The organism is Leifsonia sp. 21MFCrub1.1 (assembly GCF_900107895.1).
Classification (GTDB): Bacteria; Actinomycetota; Actinomycetes; order Actinomycetales; family Microbacteriaceae; genus Leifsonia; species Leifsonia soli.
Genome location: NZ_LT629867.1, coordinates 2,173,662 through 2,193,314 on the forward strand (window position 1 = coordinate 2,173,662; position 19,653 = coordinate 2,193,314).

Sequence of the window (19,653 nt, forward strand, 5' to 3'; positions counted from 1 at the left end):
GCCGACGCTTGGCGAACGCTCAGACGCGCTCCGTCAGTGCAAGCAGGATCGCCGGCACCGACTCCGACAGCCGCTCGGTGAACGTCCGCTCGTCGCCCGCGAGCACGGCGCGGGCCTCGCCGCTCGCGCACAGCTCGGCGATCACGCGCACGGCCTCCTCCGGGTCGATGGTGAAGCGTCTCCTGGCGCTGTCGAGCGCGGCGACGACGATCTCGGTGAGGTCGGAGAAGAACTCGTCGTGGTAGCGGAGGTAGTCGGCCGCGATCGTGTGGTCCCGCAGCGCCATGAGCTGGAACTCGGCCTGCACGAGCCACCAGCGCCGGTCGTCGGACTGCAGCTCGAGGATGTGCGTGATGGTCTGCAGCACATCGTCGTCGTCGAGACCCGCCCCGTCCGGGCCGACGAGCGGGGCGAGGAACTGCGCGACGCCGGTGTTGAGCTGTTCCAGCCGCATCGTCTTCTCGCGCTCCATGAGAGCGAAGAACAGCTCCTCCTTGCTGGAGAAGTTGGAGTAGAACGCGCCGCGCGTGAAACCGGCGGCCTCCGCGATCGTCTCGACGCTGGCGGCGCGGACGCCCTGCTCCGCGAACACATCGAACGCCGCGTCGAGCAGGCGGGCGCGGGTGCGCTGCCGCCGCGCGGACTCGGCCGGGATGTCCTCGGCGACCCCGCTGGCTGCGCCATCACTGAGAGTCGTGCTGTCCAAGCTGAAACCTTCCTGAAGGGAGCTGTCGATACAGGAGTGTATCCGATACGGTCGTGTACGGATACAAAGGTGTATCGAACCCCCTCACCCTTTTCGGTACTCATCCACTGGAGAACGCGTGTCCTCGCTCCTGTATTCGGTCGGCCGCTGGGCCTACCGCGCCCGTACCCTCGTCGTCATCGTCTGGATCGGCCTGCTGGCCCTCCTCGGCGGCGGCGCTCTGCTGTTCAACCAGGGCACGGACAACAGCTTCAGCATCCCGGGCACCGAGTCCCAGGAGGCGCTCGACACGCTGAGCCGCACCTTCCCGCAGGTGAGCGGGACGACCGCGCAGATCGTCGTCGTGGCCCCTGACGGGCAGACCGTCGACGACAGCGACATCCGGCAGCCGATCGAGGACACGGTCGACCACCTGAAGGATGTGAACGGCGTCTCCGGCGTCAGCTCCCCCTATTCCACCCAGGTCAAGAACCTGATCTCGGACGACCGGTCCGCCGCGATCATCACGGTCCAGCTCAAGGGACAGATGACCACGGTCACCGCCGAGACCAAGACGGCGATCACCGACGCCGGCGCCGAACTGAAGAAAGAACTGCCCGACGGCGCGAAATCGGCGGTCGGCGGTCAGCTGTTCTCGCAGAACCTGCCCACCCTCTCCGTCATCGAGCTCATCGGCGTGCTCATCGCGCTCGTCGTGCTCATCCTGACGTTCGGGTCGTTCCTGGCGGCCGGGATGCCTCTGCTCACCGCGATCCTGGGCGTCGCCATCTCGATGTGCCTGATCTTCATCGCGACGCTGTTCGGCTCCATCTCGTCGACGACGCCGATGCTCGCCCTGATGCTCGGGCTCGCTGTCGGCATCGACTACTCGCTGTTCATCATCTCCCGGCACCAGGCACAGCTGAAGTCGGGGGTTCCTCCGGAGGAGTCCGCCGCGCGCTCGGTCGCGACGGCCGGGTCGGCGGTGCTGTTCGCCGGCATTACCGTCATCATCGCGCTGGCCGGACTCGCCGTCGCGAACATCCCCTTCCTGACCACGATGGGCATCGCCGCCTCCGTCGGCGTCGCGGTCGCGGTGCTGGTGGCCCTCACCATGACGCCCGCCCTGCTCGGCTTCGCCGGGGCACGGCTGACCCCTGGTCGCCGCGCGGCGGCCCGTGCGGCGAAGCGGCGGGCGAAGGCGAGCACCGCCGAGTCCGCGGGCGCCGACTTCACGGGCGCCGACGACGTGCCTGCCACGGCCGACTCCCCCCAGCCGGCGGATGCATCCGCCCCGTCGTTCGCACACGCCGCGAAGGCCGACATCCCGCCCGGGTTCTTCCGCGGCTGGGTGCGCGCCGTCATCCGCTTCCCGATCGTGACCGTCGTCGCCGTCATCGTGGCGCTCGGGATCGCCGCGCTGCCCGCCCTGCAGCTGCGGCTCGCCCTGCCGGACGCCGGCTCGCAGCCCCAGGGCGCCCCGGCGCGGGTGGCCTACGACCTCGTCTCCGAGCACTTCGGCCCCGGGTACAACGGTCCCCTCATCGTGACGGGATCGATCATCTCCAGCACCGATCCTGTCGGTCTCATGACGAAGATCGGGAACGAGATCGCCGACCTCCCCGGGGTCGCCTCCGTGCCGCTCGCCACCCCTAACGCGACCGCCGACACCGGCATCGTCCAGGTCGTCCCGACCACCGGTCCCGACGACCAGAAGACGGCCGACCTGGTGGCCGAGATCCGGGCGAAGCACCAGCACTTCCTCGACGAGTACGGGGTGGACCTGAAGGTCACCGGCAACACGGCGGCCCAGATCGACGTCTCGTCGCGCCTGGCCGGCGCGCTGCTCCCCTTCGGCATCCTCGTCGTCGGGCTCTCGCTCATCCTTCTCACGATGGTGTTCCGCTCGATCGCCGTGCCGATCAAGGCCGCCCTCGGCTACCTGCTCTCGGTGGGCGCCGCGTTCGGCGCGGTCACCGTCGTGTTCGAGTGGGGCTGGCTGGCCGACGCCCTGCACGTCGACAAGACCGGGCCGATCATCTCGTTCATGCCGATCATCCTGATGGGCGTGCTGTTCGGCCTCGCGATGGACTACGAGGTGTTCCTGGTCAGCCGCATCCGCGAGGACTACGTGCACGGCGGGGACGCCCGGCGCGCCATCCAGAGCGGGTTCGTGAGCTCGGCCAAGGTCGTCACGGCGGCCGCGATCATCATGATCTCGGTCTTCGCCGCCTTCGTCCCCGAGGGCGACACCTCCATCAAGCCCATCGCGCTCGGACTCGCCGTCGGCGTCTTCGTCGACGCGTTCATCGTCCGCATGACGCTCGTCCCGGCAGTGCTCCAGCTGCTCGGCGACAAGGCCTGGTGGATGCCGCGCTGGCTCGACCGCATCCTGCCCTCCTTCGACGTGGAGGGCGACGGCCTGCAGAAGGAGCTGGAGCTCGCGAACTGGCCGGAGGGCGGCGAGAACCTGGTCGCCGCGGCCGACGGGCTCTCCGTCAGCACCCGCAAGAGGCGGCTGGTCGGCGACGTGTCGTTCCGTCTCGCCGACGGCGAGGTGCTCGTCGTGCACGGCGGCGACCGCACGGCGGCCGTCGCGCTCCTGATGGCGGTCACCGGACGGACGCCCGTCGACGGCGGAACCGTCAAGGTCGCCGGCCTGGTGCTCCCGGTGCGGGGCGCCGCGGTCCGCTCGCGCACCGCCATCGTCCGGCTGGATGCGGCCGAGACGCCGGTGGAGGACATCCGGCACGCGCTCGCCGGCCGTCCGCAGCTGCTCGCCCTCGACGCCGTCGACGCGGTGACCGACCCGGTCGAGCGCCGCCGCATCCGCGCCGAGCTGACCGCCGCCCTGAGCCGCGCCCGGGTGGAGGAGCGCCCGTTCGCGCTCGTCGTGAGCTGCGTCGAGCCCGCCGGCCTCGACGACCTGCTTCCGGAGAGCGCTGAGCCGACCTCCGTCGATCTCTCCGCCGACGCCGCCCCGGGCGTCGCGACCCCCGACCTCACCGACCCCGACCGCGCCGAGCACGGCGCCCACCTCGAGAAGGCGAACGCCCGATGACCACCCCCTCCTCCCGCCTCCGTCGGCCGCGCTCACTGTTCTCGCTCGAGCGCATGCGCTCCGACAAGCGCGTCACCTGGCTGACCGTCGTCGGCCTCCTGCTCGTGCCGATCACCATCGGCGGCCTGCTGGTCTGGGCGCTGTGGAACCCGACCGAGCGGCTGCACGATGTGAAGGCCGCCGTCGTGAACCTCGACCAGCCGGTGAAGATCAACGGGCAGACCGTGCCGCTCGGACGGCAGCTCTCGGCCGGGCTGCTCGACTCGAAGAACGACAACTTCACCTGGGTGCTGACGGACAAGAAGGATGCCGACAAGGGCATCAGCACCGGCGAGTACGTGTCGGTGGTCACCATCCCGGAGAACTTCTCGAAGGCGGCGACCTCGACCGCCGGCGCGGCCTCCGACGCCACGCAGGCCACCATCGACGTCCGCACCAGCCCCGACTCGAAGCTGGTCGACCCGGCGATCAGCCAGGCGGTGACGACGACGGCGACCTCCGTGCTCAACAAGCAGCTGACCTCCACCTACATCGAGAACGTCTACGTCGGCTTCAACACGCTCGGCGAGCAGCTCGGGAAGGCGGCGACCGGTGCCGACCAGCTCACCAGCGGTCTCACGCAGCTGGCGAGCGGGACGCACCAGCTCGCCGACGGGGCGGCGCAGCTGTCGACCGGGGGGACCTCCCTCGCCGACGGGATCTCGCAGCTGTCGGACGGCACGTCAGGGCTCGCCGACGGACTGAACACGCTCGCGTCCAACGGCGCCGCGGTCGACGGAGGGGCACAACAGCTCGCCGGGACGGCCGCCACCATGTCCTCCAGCCTCACCACGGCCACGAACGGGATCAATGCGGCGGTCGCGCAGAACTGCGCGCCGCCGGCGGACCCGGCCGTGGGCGCCCTGTGCGCCCAGCTGTCGGCTCAGCTGAAAGACCTCAATACAGCACAGGCCTATGGAGCCGGCCTCGCGACTGGTACGCAGACCTTCGCAGGCCAGCTCGGGCAGTACACCGGCGGCGTCGCCCAGTCGGCCGCCGGCGCGCAGAAGCTCGCATCGGGCGCCTCCCAGTCGGCGGACGGCGCACAGCAGTTCGCGACCGCGGTGACGCAGCTGAGCGACGGCATCCCCGCGCTCGCCTCCGGCGCCGACCAGTCGGCCTCCGGCGCCGCCTCGCTCGCGTCCGGCCTGCACAGCGCGGTCGCGCAGCTCCCGAGCTACGACAGCGGAGAACGCACCAGCCTCGCGAAGGTCGCCGCCGAGCCGGTCACCCAGAAGGCCTCCGGCCAGACCGCGTTCGGCACCGCGAGCATCCCGCTGTTCGCGTCCGTCGCCCTGTGGCTCGGCGCGCTCGCCACCTTCCTGGTGCTGCAGGCCCTCTCGCGCCGCGCCCTCCTCACCTCACGCGCAGCCGGGCTGATCGCCCTCGACGGGTTCCTTCCGGCCGCGGCGCTGGGAGTCGTACAGGGGGTGCTCGTCTCCGCGGTCCTCGCTCCGGCGCTCGCGCTCGATGCGGGCCACTGGTTCGGATTCACCGGGCTCGCCGCGGCGGCGGGCATCGCCTTCGCCGCGGTGAACCACGGCCTGGTCGCCCTCCTCGGCGGTGTCGGGCGGTTCCTCTCGATGCTGGTCGTGGTGGTGACTCTGGCCTCCGGGATCGTGTCGACCGCCCCCGGCTTCTTCGACGCCACGCTGCCCTGGCTGCCGACGGCACCGGTCATCACTGCGCTCCAGGGAGCGATCGACGGCTCGGCGGACGCCTGGCGCGGTCTCGGCGGACTGCTGCTCTGGGCTGCCTTCGGGTTCGCCCTCGCGCTGATCGCGGTGGCGCGCCGCCGGGTCGTGCGGGCCGCGCAGCTGCTCCCGGCCGAGTAGCGGCATCCGGGGGTCGCGACATGCCGTTCCGGGCGACGGATGACGGCGTGTCGCGCCCCACAGATGGCTAGACGGTCGGATGGCTAGACGGTCGCGGAGAGCGCAAGCGTCGCGAGCACGACGGTCACCGGCGCAACGATCAGCCCGAGGAGCATGTACCGGCTCCAGCGGATCTCCACATCGAACGACGTCAGCCGCTGGTGCCACAGCAGCGTGGCGAGCGACGCCCACGGCGTGATCAGCGGGCCGGCGTTGACGCCGATCAGCAGCGCAGCCAAGCGCGCCGGGCTGTCCGCCACCGGCTCCAGGGCGAGGTAGGCGGGCAGGTTGTCGATCGCGTTCGCGCCGACCAGGCCCGTCAGCGATAGCCGCAGCAGCGCGAGGGGCGACTCCCCCGTTCCCGAGACCGTCGCCATGAGAGTGGCGAGGCCGGCGGCGTGCAGCGCCTCGATGAACAGGAACAGGCCGGATGCCAGCAGCACCAGCTGCCACGGCACCAAGCCGAAGCGCAGCACGGAGCGGCGGCGCACCAGGAAGACGACGCCGAGAACGACGGCGGCGATGCTCGTGGGAAGCCACACCGGCAGGCCGGAGACGAGGAGCGGGACCAGCGCGACGACGACGGCGCCCGAGATCCAGAACAGCACGCGATCCTCGATGCCGTCCTCCTCGCCGGTCTCGTAGCGCACGAGCAGCGACTTCCGGGCGATCACGAAGACGACGACCATTGGCACGATCATCGCGACCAGAGCGGGCGCCAGCATCAGCGCGGCGAAGGCCGCGGGTGTGGGGTCGCCCATCGCGTGCTGGGCCAGCAGGTTGGTGAGGTTGGACACCGGGAGCAGCAGGGAGCCGGCGTTCGCCATCCACACGGTCGTCAGCGCGAACGGCAGCGGGTTCAGCCCGGCGTGCCGCGCCATCACGATGACAACCGGCGTGAGCAGGACGGCGGTGGTGTCGAGCGACAGGAAGATCGTGCTGAGCGCGGCCACCACCACGACCAGCAGCCACAGCACCCAGGCGCGACCGCGTCCCCAGCGTGCCGTCTGCTGCGCCAGGACGGTGAAGACACCGGCCTCGGCGGCCAGCTCGGTCACGACGGTGATGGCCACGACGAACAGCAGGATGGGCCACACGCGGTCCCACAGCTCGACGGCTTCGGGGACGGGCAGAAGCCCGGTGGCCACGGCGATACCGCCGAGCACGAGGAGCACGGCGCCCACGATTGCGGTGCGCATCCTCCTCCTCCCGGTCCCGACTTTGGAAGCGTACGCTACGGGGCGACCCTGAAAGGAACGGCATGCGCAAGTACCTCTTCAACGGAGCCGTGATCAGTGCGGCGATCGGCCTGTGGACCACCATCCAGTCGTCCAAGAACGGACCGCGCGACTGGCGCATCCCGCTGATGTGGATCAACGCCGCGATCTCGCTCACGCTGGCGATCGGAGCGGTGCTGCAGGAGTCCAAGGAGGCCTCCGAGCGCGAATCCACCCCCCTCGCGTCGCGAAAAGGGCGTTGACCCGCTGATTTCCGCCGAAATCCCCGGCGTGTTGCGCCGGGTCGCACCCGGGATGTCCAGGACACTTGTAGACGACGGTGAACCTGGAAGGGGTGCGCGATGTTTGGTCGGAGGCGACACGCTGCGGCAGTCCCGGCGGCCCCGGTACCTCAGCTGACGGACGCTCAGGTCCTCGAGCTCGTGCACACCAAGGTGGCCGAGCTCATCGGCGAGAAGGGCGAGTGGACCGTGGTCCGCCGCGCTCACGACGACACCGACACCATCTTCCACTCGATCCTCGCCCAGTCGGTCTCCGTCGGCATCGCGGCCGCGATCGCCGAGGCCCGCCGTCGGCTTGAGGCCGGCGAGAGCCTCACGGAGCCGCAGCACCTCGCCGCCGCCGTCGCGGACGGCCCGGTCACCAACGAGACGGTCGTCGTCACGGCCGAGCGCATTGATACCGCGCCTGCGCCCGCCGCCGAGGCGGACGTCGCCGTGGCGGCTGCACCGGCGGCGGAGCCCGCCGCGTTCGGCTGGGAGCCCGCCCCGATCACGCAGTGGACGGACCTCCGCAAGCCGGTCACCGGCGAATTCCCGGTCGTCTCGCACCGCTCCGCGGCCTGACACCGGGCATCGGCCGAGCCGACGCCGCACCGCAGCGTCAGCCGAGCGGCGCCCAGTCCTCCGGACCCTCTGAACCGGCCGGATACTCCTCCAGCGGGACGCGCCCGTCGTGCCAGGCGGCAAGCACCGGCTCGACGATGCGCCAGCACTCGACGGCCGTGTCCGCCCGGACCGAGAGCGTGGGATCCCCGTCGAGGATGCCCTCCAGCACCTCGCCGTAGGCCAGCAGCGCCCCCGGGCCGAAGTCCGCGGTCAGGCTCGCGCGCTCCAGCTCGTAGGGGTTGTCTGTCCCGTTGATGTTGATGTCGAACGCCATCGAGTCCGGCGCGAACATCAGCCGGAGCTGGGCAGGCTCCCTGGCCCCCGTCATCCCGGTCGGAACATGCTGGGCCGGCACGAACGTGATCACCATCTCGCGGCGGCGACCGCCGAGCGCCTTGCCGGAACGCAGCGTGAACGGCACGCCCTTCCACCGCCAGGTGTCGACCTGCAGCGTGACCTCGGCGAGGGTCTCCGTCTCGCGCGCCGGGTCGACGCCGCTCTCGTCCGCGTATGCGGGCAGCGCCGTGCCGTCGATCTCGCCCGCCGCATAGCGGGCTCGCCTGCTGGCGGTCACCGGGTCGCCGTTCCACACCTTCGTCGCCCGCAGCACGAGCTGCTTCGCGTCGCGCAGGTCGGCCTCGCCCAGCGTCGACGGCGGCTCCATCGCCAGCACCGCCATGACCTGGAGCAGGTGGCTCTGGATCATATCGATCAGCGCCCCAGCGCCGTCGTAATAGCGAGCGCGTCCCTCCAAGGCAAGGGTCTCGTCGTAGATCACGTCGACGCGCTGGATGTGCAGGCCGTCCCAGAGCGGCTCGAGAATGCTGTTGGCGAACCGCACGCCGAGGATGTTCAGCACGCTGGAACGACCGAGGAAGTGGTCGACGCGGTGGATCTGGTCCTCGGGGACGAGCCGCGCCAGCTGGGCGTTCAGACGGATGGCGCTCTCGCGGTCCGTTCCGAACGGCTTCTCCAGCGCGAGCGTCAGCCCCTTCGGCAGGTCGAAGGTGCCGAGCGCGTCGCAGGCCTTCGCGGTCACGGCAGGCGGCAGCGCGAAGTAGAGGGCGGGGACGCCATCGACGCTCGCGAGCAGCGACTTCAGGTCGTCAGCGCTCGTGGCGTCGCCCTTCACGTAGCGGGTGCCGGCGAGCAGGCGCTCCACCGCATCCCCCTTCGCGTCGACCGTCGCGAACGACGCCGTGACGATCTTCCGCCAGGCGTCGTCGTCGAGGTCGTCGCTGCTCGAACCGACCAGGGCGAACGCGCGGTCCGGTTGATCGGTGAGCAGCTGTCCGATGGCGGGGAGGAGGAGCCGTGACGTGAGGTCGCCGGATGCTCCGAGAATCACAAGAGTGTCCACGGACTGCGTCATGCCGTTCACAGTACGTCCATACTGGGAATATGTCGCTCCCCATTGAGGATTACGCCCTGATCAGTGACTGCTTCACCGGGGCGCTCGTCGGGAAGGACGGAAGCATCGACTGGCTGTGCCTCCCGCGCTACGACTCCCAGTCCATGTTCGGAGCCCTGCTCGGCACGGAGGACCACGGCCGCTGGCTGGTCGCACCGGAGGACGCCTCGGCCATCAGCACGCGCCACTACGAGAAGGACACGATGATCCTCGTCACGCGGTGGCGCACCGCGGACGGCGAGGTGGAGGTCGTGGATGCCATGCCCATGGGCGATCACCGGGCCGACATCATCCGGCGCGTCCGCGGCGTCAGCGGCACCGTCCGCATGCACCAGGACCTGCGCATCCGCTTCGGCTACGCGACCGCGATCCCGTGGGTGCGCCAGGAGAAGGAGGAGCGCCCGCACGCCCTCATCGCCGTCGCCGGACCCGACGCGATCGTCGTCCGCGGTGCGGAGCTGCACGCGGCCGACCACTCCCACCAGTCGACGTTCACCGTGCGCGCCGGGCAGACCGTCGACCTCGTCCTCACCTGGTTCCCCTCGCACCGCGAGCCGCCGCCCGCGCTCGACGTCGAGGCCGCGCTGCAGCACACCCGCGAGTGGTGGACAGAGTGGGCGAGCGGCTGCGCCCACGACGGGCCCTACCGCGACGAGGTGGTGCGGTCGCTGCTCCTGCTCCGGGCCCTCTCGCACCTGGAGACCGGCGGCATCGTCGCGGCCGCGACCACGTCCCTCCCCGAGTCGTTCGGCGGTCAGCGCAACTGGGACTACCGCTACGTGTGGCTGCGGGACGCGTCGCTCACCATCGGCGTGCTGCTCACCCACGGCTACAACGACTACGTCGACCACTGGCGCGACTGGCTGCTCCGGGCCATCGCGGGCGATCCGGGCGACGTGCAGATCATGTACGGCCTCGCCGGGGAGCGCGACCTCGCCGAGCGGATCATCGACAGCCTGCCCGGATACCAGGGTGCGCATCCCGTGCGCATCGGCAACGGCGCATCCACCCAGTTCCAGGCGGACGTGATCGGCGAGGTGATGCTCGGCCTCGACCACGGCCGCCGAGCGGGCAACCCGGAGACCCGGTTCTCGTGGGCCCTGCAGCGCGCGCTCATGGGGTACCTGGAGCAGCACTGGCGCGACCCGGACCACGGCATCTGGGAGATCCGCGACAAGCCCCAGCAGTTCACGCACTCGCGCGCGCTCGTCTGGGCGGCGTTCGACTGCGCGATCCGCGGCGTCGAGGAGTTCGGGCTGGATGGGCCGGTCGAGCGGTGGAAGCGGGAGCGCGACGCCATCCGCGCCGACATCGAGGCGAACGGATGGGACCAGCACCGCGGCACGTACGTGCAGCACTACGGCACCACGGCGGTCGACGCCTCCCTGCTCCAGCTGGCTCAGGTCGGCTATGTGGATGCGGACGACCCGCGGATGCTGGGGACGGTTCGCGCGCTCGAGGAGGACCTGCTGCGCGACGGCCTGCTGCTCCGCTACCGAACCGAGTCCGGGGTGGACGGGCTCCCGCCGGGCGAGCATCCCTTCCTGGCCTGCTCGTTCTGGCTGGTCGAGCAGTACGCCCGATCCGGGCGGCTCGACGACGCCACGCGGTTGATGGACCGGCTGGTCGGCCTGGCGAACGACGTCGGTATGCTCTCCGAGGAATATGACGTCGACGGGCGCTCTCACGCGGGCAACACACCGCAGGCGCTGACCCACCTGGCGCTGGTGCGGGCGGCGGACGCGATCGTGGGGGCGAGCGGATGACCGACGCAGGCACCCTCGAGGAGGTCGGAACCGACGAACTCCTCGAACTGGGCTCGCCGTGGGTGACGATCGTCTGGAACGACCCCGTCAACCTGATGAGCTACGTGACCTACGTCTTCCAGACCTACTTCGGCTTCCCGCGAGCGGAGGCGGAGCGCCGGATGATGCTCGTCCACACCGAGGGCCGAGCGGTCGTGGCGACCGGCACCCGCGAGGAGATGGAACGGCACGTGGAGGCCATGCACGAGTACGGCCTGTGGGCGACACTGCAGAAGGCGGACGCGTGATCCCGTTCCACCGGAGGCGGCGCGACGGCCGGGTGGTGGCATCCTTCACGGCGGATGAGGCGCGGCTGCTGCTGTCGCTGGCCGACGAGGCCGCCCAGCTCGCGCGGGCCGCGGCGTCCCCCGAGGGCCCGCAGGCGGATCCGGCGCTCGGACGCCTGCTGCCGGACGCGTACCCGGACGATCCGGAGGCGTCGGCGGAGTTCCGCCGGTTCACCGCGGAGGGTCTCGCCGACCGCAAGGAGCACAACGCGCGGCTGATGGCGCGGACCATCGGGGAGCCGGCCGGGCGGCGCACGGAGGTCGCCCTCGACGACGCAGAGGCGAGCGCGTGGCTGCGGACGATCACCGACCTCCGGCTGGTGCTCGCGGCGCGTCTCGGCATCCATGAGGACGGCGACGACGGCGACATCCACGATGAGGAGTCGGCGATGCAGCGTGCCGTGTACGACTGGCTCGCCGCGGTGCAGGAGTTCCTGGTGCTGGCCGTCCGCCCGCGCCGCTGACCCGCGCCGCCGCAAACGGAGGTGGATGCGGCCGACGCGGGTCTCACAGCCTCCCGATCTCGCGATCCGTCGGCGTGTCGTGCCGTTTCTCCTCCGTTTCCTCCGATGCGCGGAACGGAGGAGAAACGCCCGGGCGATCGGCCGTTTCGCCGGGAACGGAGGGGATGCGAGCGGAACCCGACCCGATGACCTCCGTTTCCGAGGGCGTTGGAGAGGGAGGACGAACGGGAGCGTGGTCAGACCGGGAAGCGGATCGCGGCCGCAGCCGCGCCTCCTCCAGGAACGTCCTCCGCACGCAGTGCGTAGACCTTCGCCTTGGAGCCGAGCGCGCGACGGAGGATCTCGTCGACGACGCCGTACTCCCCCGGCGCGTCGTCGTCCGCGAACGTGATCACGCCCGTCTCCTCGTCCACCGTTCCCGGCACGCGCCGGTCGATGTCGATGATCAGCGACTCGACCGCGCCGAACGTCGCAGCGCGGGCGATGTCGCTGAGGTCGACCAGCGCCGTCCCGGCCGCGACCCGGGCTTCGTAGGTCTCGCGGAGGGCGGCCACCTTGCTCGCGTACAGCCGGTCGAGCACGGCACGCGCAGCCGCCGCGAGCTCTTCGTCGGTCTTGTCCTCAGGGTTGCCCGCGATCACCTCGGGGACGAGGTGGGGATGCTCTCCCGCTCCCCGGAAGATGCCGATCAACGGCTCAGCGGCGGCCAGGATGAGCGGCTCCGTCGAGTTGGCCAGCAGCGGGTGGAGGGCGCGCTCGATCGCCTGCACGTACTCCAGCATCCGCACCTTGTGACCCTCCGAGCCCTGGATGCGTCCGTCCGCTTGCCGGCCGCTGATGGAGGCCAGGCCGACGGCGTCCGCCGCATCCTTCGGCATCCCCGGCACGTCGATCCGCTCGGGCGGCCGGTCGGGGGTGATGCGCAGCAGCCGCACCGAGTTCCCGGCGAGGGCGAGGATCAGCGCCGTCTGCGGGAAGGTCAGCGCGCGCAGCAGCGGCTTCACGTAGAAGCGGTCCGCGATCTCGCACGCGGTCGTCAACCGGTTCGGGAGCCGGAACGTCTCGGCCAGCTCCCCGTCGAGGAACACCGCGAGGGATCGGGACTGGTACCGCCAGAAGTCGCGGTCCTCCAGGATCCGCTCCCCTTCCGCCTGGATGGTCTGGACGCGCTGCCGCGGCACCTCGAGCTTCTCGAGCGCGCGCTGGGCGGACGCCAGGTGGTTCTTGAGTTCGATGCGGGCACGGTCCGCCTCCGCCGGCGTCGTCCCGGTGGGCAGGTAGATGCTGACGCATCCGGGCTGCCGGAAGCCGGCTATCCGTTCGACGTCGGCCTGGGTCGGGATGTCCTTGTACTCCACGGGAGTCCTCCTGCCCCGCCGTCGTGGCGTGGATCGATCGCGGTAGGTGCCGCCAGTCTCGTCGTGCGACGGAGCGTTCACAAGACTCACATTGACTTTCGCGGACTCCAGGCCTACCGTCTTTTAAACCGGTTTAGACGACGGCCTCGGCTCGAGGCTGCTTCACCATGAGGGGTCCGCGACGATGCGTAACCGAGAACTGAAGATGCCGCGAGCCGCGCTCGCTCTCGCGCTGGGTGCAGCCATGGCGGTGACCGCCGTCGGCCTGCCCGCGCAGGCGGCGACGACCGCTCCGGCGGCCGCCGGCAGCACGTCCGCGGGCGCCGACGCCGCCGCGCCGAAGCTCACCAACCTGGCTCACCTCGACTTCCTGCTCGACGACGTCCCGCTCCTCGCGGGCGTCGCGGGCCACACCACCTACCGTGCCGCCGAGGAGCCGGTCGCCCGCGCCCCCTGGGTGTACGCCGACCGCCAGGCCGACGGCACCTTCCACCGGGTCGGCGGCGGGCCGATCACGGACGCCGCCCGCGGCTGGTACGCCCAGGGCGCCTACGACGCCGACGACATCTCGCGCGCCGCGGTCGTCTACCTGCGCGACTGGAAGCAGAACGGAACGGCATCCAGCCGGACGGCCGCCTACGAGCTGCTGCGCTCGCTGACCTACCTGCAGACCGCGGACGGCCCGAACGCCGGCAACGTGGTGCTCTGGCAGCAGCACGACGGCACGCTCAACCCGTCCGCCATCCCGAAGGAGCTGCCGGACCCGTCCGACTCGGCCGAGTCGTTCTGGCTCGCGCGGACCGTGTGGGCGCTCGGCGAAGGCTACGCCGGCTTCCGCGACGCCGACCCGGCCTTCGCGTCGTTCCTCGGCGACCGGATGCAGCTGGCGCTGGGTGCGCTCGGCCGCCAGTCGCTCGCCCAGTACCCGCACACGCAGGTCGCCAACGGCGTCACCGTTCCCGGCTGGCTCATCGTCGGTAGCGCCGGGGCGACGGCCGAGGCGGTGCTCGGACTGAGCGCCTACGTCGCCGCCCGTCCGGCGGACACGGCGGCGCGCACCGCGCTCGCGCACTACTCCGAGGGCATCGCGAAGCTGCAAAGCGGCGGCATCGGCCAGTGGCCGTTCGGAGCCCTCCTGCCCGAGGCGAACTCCCCCACCTTCTGGCACGCGTGGGCCGGGATGCAGCCGGCGGCGCTCACCGCAGCGTCCACCACACTCGGCGATGCCTCGCTGCAGCGCAGTGCGACAGCCGACCTCGCGCAGTTCACCGCGCAGCTGCTCGCCTCCGGCGGACCGGACAACGGGTGGACCCCGACGCCGGCCGACCGCACGCAGATCGCGTACGGCGTCGACTCGCGGGTCGAGGGTCTCGTCGCCGCGGCCGACGCCACAAAGGCCGGCGGCCTCGCCGCGCTGGCCGGTGCCCAGGCCGCCTGGTTCTTCGGGGCGAACCGCGCCGGCGTCGCGGCCTACGACCCCGCCACCGGGGTCTGCGTCGACGGCATCGCCGCCGACGGCACTGTCAACCGCAACTGCGGCGCGGAGTCGGCCATCCACACCCAGCTGACGATGCTCGCGCTGGATGCGCACCCGGCCATCGCCCGCGCGGCGACCGCGCTCACCCGCACTACCGCGACGCAGGGCCTGACGGTGGTCGAGGCGGAATCCGGCACAACGACCGGCACCGTGACCACCGTCACGCCTCCCTCCGCCTGGACGGGATCCGCGAACTGGTCGGGCGGCGCCTACCTGCAGGCGTCCGACCGCTCGTCGGTCACCCTGACCCTCCCGGCCGGGCACCCGGCCGCCCGCATCCTGCCGATCGCCGACCTCGGCCCGGGCGGAGCCGGGACGACCTCCTGGACCGCATCCGTCGGCCGCCTGACGCTGCCGCTCGGCCGGACGGAAAACGTCCGCGCCGGGGAGCAGGGCATCGCGCCCAGCCCCGTCTTCCTGCTGCCGCAGACCCTCGCGGTCCCTGTGCCCGCGCAGGCCACCGCGCTGACCGCGCGCGTCTCCGGGACCGCCCGGCTGGATGCGGTGCTCGTCCAGCCGATCGTCTCCCACCTCGGGCTCACGGGCAGCAGCAGCCTCGACGTCTACGTCAATGCGACGAAGCTGCCGGTGCCGCAGAAGCTGGCCGCGACCGGACCGGTCACCGCGACCAGCTACGACGCCTCCGGCCGCCAGGTCGGCCGCACGCAGACCGTCGGAGCCCACGGCATCGTCGTGGTCCTCCCCGGCGGCTTCACCACGGTGAGCCCGAAGTGAGCCCGGCATGAGTCCCGCCAACGTCACGATCAACGACGTCGCCCGCGCAGCGGGCGTCAGCAAGTCGCTCGTGTCGCTGACCCTGAACGCGCGGCCCGGGGTCGCGAGCGAGACGCGGGAGCGCATCCTGCGGACCGCCCGCGAGCTCGGCTGGACACCGCATCCCGGCGCCCGGGGGCTCAGCACGCGGCGCGCGTACGCCCTCGGGCTGGTGCTGCGGCGCGAACCGCGGACGATCGAGGTCGACCCGTTCTTCGCGTCGTTCATCGCCGGCGTCGAGACCGTGCTCGCCGAGCGCGGGAACGTCCTCGTGCTGACCGTCGTTCCCGATCGCGCCGCAGAGGAGCGCGCCTACGAGCGGCTGGTCGCCGACAAGCGCGTGGACGGGTTCCTGCTCACCGACCTGCTGGCCGCGGACGATCGCATCCCACTGATCTCGCGGCTCGGCTCGTACGCCGTCTCACTCGGCGAACCGCCCGGCGGCAGCCCGTTCCCGGTCATCACCCGCGACTACGACGCCGGCATCGACGACCTCGTCCAGCACCTCGTGCAGCTCGGCCACCGGCGCATCGCCCACGTCTCGGGCGACGAGCGGATGCTGCACGGGCTCCGCAGGCGGGAGCGCTTCGAGCTCGCCGCGGCCGCGGCCGGGATCACGCCCGTCGTCGTCACCACAGACTTCTCTCCCGAGCAGGGCGCAGAGGCCACGAAGGCCCTGCTCGAGACAGAGGACCGCCCGACCGCGATCGTCTACGGGAACGACCCCATGGCGATCGCGGGAATGGGCGTCGCCCACGAGCGAGGGCTCGACCTCCCGGCCGAGCTCTCCATCACCGGACTGGACGGCTCGCACATCGGGTCGTTCGTCTACCCCTCCCTCACCACCCTCGACAACGACCCGGCCGGCTGGGGAACCGCCGCCGCCACCGCGCTGCTGCGGCTGGTGGAGGACGGCGAGCCCGGCGACGTGGCACTGCCGCCCGCGCGGCTGGTGGTGCGCGCCTCCACCGCCCCGCCGTCGGCCGGCTGACCCACCCCCACCCCCCTATCCACCGAAAGGCAAAGACATGCGAAAGCGTAGAATCGCCATCTCCCTCCTCACCGCCGGCATCGTCGCCGGCACCCTGGCCGCGTGCGGCTCGAGCGGAGGCGGCGGCGGTGACGCCATGAAGGCGCACGGCCCGATCACCATCTGGTACTCGAACAACACCCAGGAGGTGCAGTGGGGCAAGGCGATGGTCTCCGCCTGGAACTCCGCGCACCCGGACGAGAAGATCAAGGCGCAGGAGGTGCCGGCCGGCAAGAGCACGGAAGAGGTCATCGGCGCGGCCATCACCGCGGGCACCACGCCGTGCCTCGTGTTCAACAACCTCCCGGCCGCGACCGGCCAGTGGCAGAAGCAGGGCGGCCTCGTCGACCTGTCGAAGTTCCCTGACGGCGCGAAGTACATCGAGGCGCGCAGCGGCGACGCGGCGGCGCAGTACAAGTCGGCTGACGGCGACTACTACCAGATGCCGTGGAAGCAGAACCCCGTCATGATCTTCTACAACAAGGCCATCTTCCAGAAGGCCGGGCTCGACGCCGAGAACCCCGACCTGTCGACCTACGACAAGTTCCTGGCCGCCGCCCAGAAGATCAAGTCCTCTGGCGCTGCCCCGTACGCGATCTACCCCGCGCCGACCAGCGAGTTCTTCCAGGTGAACTTCGACTACCTGCCGCTCCTCGCCGCGCAGACCGGCGGCAAGACCTTCATCGAGGACGGCAAGGCCACGATCACGAGCCAGGACTCGCTGGATGTCGCGAACTTCTGGAAGACCATCTACAGTGACGGGCTCGCCGGCAAGGAGCAGTACCAGGGCGACGCGTTCCAGGACGGCAAGGCCGCGATGGCCATCGTCGGCCCCTGGGCGATCGCGTACTACGGCGACAAGGTGCAGTGGGGCTCCGTCCCGGTCCCGACCAAGGACGGCACGTCGGCGGACGAGACCTACACGTTCCCGGACGCGAAGAACATCGGCATGTACACCTCGTGCAAGAACCAGGGCACCGCGTGGGATGTGATCAAGTTCGCGACCAGCCAGGAGCAGGACGGCAAGCTGCTCGACGTGAGCGGCCAGATGCCCATCCGCAAGGACCTCGCCACGACCTACGCGTCGTACTTCGCATCGCACCCCGCGTACAAGGAGTTCGGTGCGCAGAGCGCCCACACGGTGGACGACCCGACCGGCACGAACACCATCGCGCAGATGCAGGCCCTGCGTGACGCCTACACGAAGGCCGTCGTGAACGGCAGCGGATCGGTCGAGGACGTCTTCAAGACCGCCGCCGAGAAGATCGACAAGCTGCAGGCGCAGAAGTAGCCATGAGCACCTCCGTTCGCGGCACCGCGGGCGCACCTCCGGCGGCGGGCACCACGCCCGCCGCCGGGTCGGGGCGCACGCACCGGCCCCCGCTCATCCAGCGCATCCTGGGCACCAACCCGCTGGGCTGGCTGTTCAGCGCGCCTTATCTGGTCTTCGTCATCGCGATCTTCGCGTTCCCGCTGTGCTTCGCCGTGTACATGTCGTTCTTCGACTACTTCTTCGCGGCGCCCGGTGCGAACGTGGACCGCCCGTTCGTCGGGTTCGACAACTACATCCAGGCGTTCACCGACCCCCAGGTGCTGCAGTCGTTCGTCAACGTCGGCATCTTCCTGATCATCAACGTGCCGCTCACGGTCATCCTGTCGCTGCTGCTCGCCTCCGGGCTCAACAGCATCGTCCGGTTCCGCACCTTCCTGCGGGTGAGCTATTACGTGCCCTACGTGACGGCGAGCGTCGCGACGATCGCCGTCTGGCTGTTCCTGTTCGGGCAGAACGGGCTCGTCAACCAGATCCTGGGGCCGCTGGCGCCGAGCCCGAGCTGGCTGTCCAATCCGGCTCTCGCCATGCCCTCCATCGCCATCTACGTGACCTGGAAGGGTCTCGGCTTCTACATCCTGCTGTACCTCGCCGCCCTGCAGAACGTGCCGACGGAGCTGTACGAGTCGGCGGCGACCGACGGGGCCGGCAAGATCCGCCAGTTCATGTCGGTGACCGTGCCGGGCGTGCGCCCGGCGACCGTCCTCGTCCTGCTGCTGGCGACCATCACCGGTGCGAACCTGTTCACCGAGCCCTACCTGCTGACCGGTGGCGGCGGGCCGGAGGGCCGATCGGCCTCGCCCGTCCTGCTGATCTACCAGCAGGGCATCCAGCAGGGTCACCCGGGCTACGCCTCCGCGATCGGGGTCATCCTCGTGATCGGGGTGCTCATCATCGGCTGGCTGCAGAACCGGTTCGTCGGAGGGAGGAACGAGTCATGACCACAGAGACCACACCACGGCCCGCACCGCGGCCGGCCAGGCCGGCGCGCACCAGGCGACGGAAGGACCTGGGGACTCCGCGGCGACTGAGCCGCGGGCAGACGATCCTGCAGGGCATCGTGCTCACGCTCGGCGCCATCGCGTTCCTGTTCCCGTTCTATTACATGCTGGTCGGGTCGCTGCAGACGGCGCCAGACACGTCCATCGCCGGTGCCTTCCCGAATCCGGCCAACCTGACGCTGCAGAACTATGCCGAGATCAACTCGCGCATCAACCTGCTGACAGGTCTGGTGAACTCGGGGATCTTCACGGGCGGGGTGCTGCTGGGCACCGTCGTGTTCGGCGTCCTCGCGGGCTACTCGCTCGCCGTGCTGCAGTGGCGCGGACGCGGGGTCACCTTCGCCCTCGCCCTGCTGGTGCAGACCATCCCGTTCCAGCTGCTGATGATCCCGCTGTACGTGCTCATCGCCCGCAACTATGGGCTCGCCGACAACTACCTCGGGATGATCCTGCCCTTCGCCATCAACTCGGCGGCGGTGCTCATCTTCCGGCAGTACTTCCTGCAGCTCCCCAAGGAGCTGTTCGACGCCGCCCGGGTCGACGGCGCCGGCGAGTTCCGGCTGCTCTGGCGGATCGCGCTGCCCCTGGTGCGCCCCGCGCTCGTCACGGTGCTGCTGCTGACGTTCATCGGCCCGTGGAACGAGTTCCTCTGGCCCTTCCTGATCACCAAGGAGGCGAGCCTGCAGCCGCTGGCCGTCTCGCTCGCGAACTACATCTCGACGGTCGCCGGATCCACCGCGAACCCGTACGGCGCCATTCTCTCCGGAGCCGTGGTGCTCGCAGCGCCCGTCGTCGTGCTGTTCATCGTGTTCCAGCGCTACTTCACCTCCACCGATCTGGGCTCGTCCGTCAAGGGCTGACCCACCACGTCC

General features: G+C 70.6%; 16 protein-coding genes. 12 read left to right on the forward strand and 4 right to left on the reverse strand.

The genetic code is table 11. The features are described from left to right. Positions 1 to 19: 19 nt before the first annotated feature. Positions 20 to 706: a TetR/AcrR family transcriptional regulator gene (locus BLW09_RS10320; protein ID WP_089911986.1), complete on the reverse strand. Its 687-nt coding sequence runs from the start codon at positions 704 to 706 to the stop codon at positions 20 to 22. A 118-nt stretch (positions 707 to 824) separates the two neighbouring features. Here BLW09_RS10320 and BLW09_RS10325 point away from each other — a divergent pair, with 118 nt between their 5' ends. Next, positions 825 to 3,746 carry an MMPL family transporter gene (locus tag BLW09_RS10325; RefSeq protein ID WP_089911990.1) on the forward strand — a complete coding sequence of 974 codons (2,922 nt, stop codon included), beginning with the start codon at positions 825 to 827 and terminating at the stop codon, positions 3,744 to 3,746. Continuing rightward, on the forward strand, positions 3,743 to 5,620 hold the full coding sequence (locus BLW09_RS10330) for a YhgE/Pip family protein (RefSeq protein WP_089911992.1): 1,878 nt from the start codon (positions 3,743 to 3,745) through the stop codon (positions 5,618 to 5,620). The genes BLW09_RS10325 and BLW09_RS10330 overlap by 4 nt, the downstream gene beginning before the upstream one ends. An 83-nt stretch (positions 5,621 to 5,703) precedes the next feature. On the opposite strand, the gene BLW09_RS10335 is transcribed toward BLW09_RS10330, so the two are convergent. Further along, entirely contained in the window at positions 5,704 to 6,858 is a 1,155-nt protein-coding gene (locus BLW09_RS10335) for an SLC13 family permease (protein ID WP_089911995.1), read from the reverse strand. Between the two features lie 62 nt (positions 6,859 to 6,920). On the opposite strand from BLW09_RS10335, the gene BLW09_RS10340 reads away from it, so the two are divergent. Together BLW09_RS10340 and BLW09_RS10345 are read left to right on the forward strand one after the other, a co-directional pair. Further along, positions 6,921 to 7,139: a hypothetical protein gene (locus BLW09_RS10340; RefSeq protein ID WP_089911998.1), complete on the forward strand. Its 219-nt coding sequence runs from the start codon at positions 6,921 to 6,923 to the stop codon at positions 7,137 to 7,139. A 180-nt stretch (positions 7,140 to 7,319) separates the two neighbouring features. Then, complete coding sequence (locus tag BLW09_RS10345; protein ID WP_231946777.1) at positions 7,320 to 7,742, forward strand: hypothetical protein; 423 nt, start codon at positions 7,320 to 7,322, stop codon at positions 7,740 to 7,742. Between the two features lie 37 nt (positions 7,743 to 7,779). On the opposite strand, the gene BLW09_RS10350 is transcribed toward BLW09_RS10345, so the two are convergent. After that, the gene (locus BLW09_RS10350) at positions 7,780 to 9,156 is read right to left on the reverse strand and encodes a glucose-6-phosphate dehydrogenase (RefSeq protein WP_197682022.1); all 1,377 of its coding nucleotides are present in this window, start codon (positions 9,154 to 9,156) and stop codon (positions 7,780 to 7,782) included. Between the two features lie 29 nt (positions 9,157 to 9,185). Between BLW09_RS10350 and BLW09_RS10355 the strand changes: the two genes are divergently transcribed. The 3 genes from BLW09_RS10355 to BLW09_RS10365 are packed head-to-tail and all read left to right on the forward strand — an operon-like array spanning position 9,186 to position 11,751. Next, on the forward strand, positions 9,186 to 10,961 hold the full coding sequence (locus tag BLW09_RS10355; protein WP_089912005.1) for a glycoside hydrolase family 15 protein: 1,776 nt from the start codon (positions 9,186 to 9,188) through the stop codon (positions 10,959 to 10,961). After that, positions 10,958 to 11,248, forward strand: coding sequence for an ATP-dependent Clp protease adapter ClpS (clpS, locus tag BLW09_RS10360; protein ID WP_089912007.1), 291 nt, complete (start codon positions 10,958 to 10,960; stop codon positions 11,246 to 11,248). Before BLW09_RS10355 ends, clpS begins: the two co-directional genes overlap by 4 nt. Then, positions 11,245 to 11,751, forward strand: coding sequence for a DUF2017 family protein (locus tag BLW09_RS10365; RefSeq protein WP_089912011.1), 507 nt, complete (start codon positions 11,245 to 11,247; stop codon positions 11,749 to 11,751). Before clpS ends, BLW09_RS10365 begins: the two co-directional genes overlap by 4 nt. 236 nt (positions 11,752 to 11,987) lie before the next feature. Here BLW09_RS10365 and BLW09_RS10370 read toward each other — a convergent pair whose 3' ends face one another. Continuing rightward, positions 11,988 to 13,109 carry a baeRF8 domain-containing protein gene (locus BLW09_RS10370; protein WP_089912013.1) on the reverse strand — a complete coding sequence of 374 codons (1,122 nt, stop codon included), beginning with the start codon at positions 13,107 to 13,109 and terminating at the stop codon, positions 11,988 to 11,990. Positions 13,110 to 13,293: 184 nt separating this feature from the next. Between BLW09_RS10370 and BLW09_RS10375 the strand changes: the two genes are divergently transcribed. The 5 genes from BLW09_RS10375 to BLW09_RS10395 are packed head-to-tail and all read left to right on the forward strand — an operon-like array spanning position 13,294 to position 19,641. Beyond that, positions 13,294 to 15,381, forward strand: coding sequence for a hypothetical protein (locus tag BLW09_RS10375; RefSeq protein ID WP_089912016.1), 2,088 nt, complete (start codon positions 13,294 to 13,296; stop codon positions 15,379 to 15,381). Positions 15,382 to 15,388: 7 nt separating this feature from the next. Next, positions 15,389 to 16,411 (forward strand): LacI family DNA-binding transcriptional regulator, encoded by a 1,023-nt coding sequence (locus BLW09_RS10380; protein WP_089912019.1) that lies wholly within the window; start codon positions 15,389 to 15,391, stop codon positions 16,409 to 16,411. A 37-nt stretch (positions 16,412 to 16,448) separates the two neighbouring features. Beyond that, a complete protein-coding gene (locus BLW09_RS10385) occupies positions 16,449 to 17,741 on the forward strand; it encodes an ABC transporter substrate-binding protein (RefSeq protein WP_089912024.1) in 1,293 nt (430 codons plus the stop codon). A 2-nt stretch (positions 17,742 to 17,743) separates the two neighbouring features. Continuing rightward, positions 17,744 to 18,721: a carbohydrate ABC transporter permease gene (locus BLW09_RS10390; protein WP_089912028.1), complete on the forward strand. Its 978-nt coding sequence runs from the start codon at positions 17,744 to 17,746 to the stop codon at positions 18,719 to 18,721. After that, positions 18,718 to 19,641 carry a carbohydrate ABC transporter permease gene (locus BLW09_RS10395; protein ID WP_089912031.1) on the forward strand — a complete coding sequence of 308 codons (924 nt, stop codon included), beginning with the start codon at positions 18,718 to 18,720 and terminating at the stop codon, positions 19,639 to 19,641. The genes BLW09_RS10390 and BLW09_RS10395 overlap by 4 nt, the downstream gene beginning before the upstream one ends. Positions 19,642 to 19,653 lie beyond the last annotated feature (12 nt).